Consider the following 300-nt stretch of genomic DNA (forward strand, 5'->3'; position numbering starts at 1 on the left):
GGATCGCACCCGAGATGCCGACCGCGACGTACAGTTGCGGCGCGACGATCTTGCCGGTCTGGCCGACCTGATAGTCGTTCGGCACGAAGCCCGCGTCGACGGCTGCGCGCGATGCGCCCAGCGCCGCCCCGAGCTTGTCGGCCAGCGGTTCCAGCACCTTCGTGTAGTTCTCACCATTGCCCAGACCCCGGCCGCCCGACACGATGATCTTCGCGCTCGTCAGTTCCGGACGATCGAGCTTCGTCACTTCGCGGCTCACGAATTGCGAGATGCCTGCGTCGGCTGCGGCTTCGATCTTTT

Annotated in this window: 1 protein-coding gene; it reads right to left on the minus strand. The window is 65.7% G+C overall.

Features of this window, described 5'->3' with window-relative positions:
* On the minus strand, positions 1–300 hold a 300-nt coding region (locus AB3X86_RS38450; protein WP_368599918.1), incomplete at both ends, for an electron transfer flavoprotein subunit alpha/FixB family protein.

This window comes from Paraburkholderia sp. BR14374 (genome assembly GCF_040948685.1).
GTDB lineage: Bacteria > Pseudomonadota > Gammaproteobacteria > Burkholderiales > Burkholderiaceae > Paraburkholderia > Paraburkholderia youngii.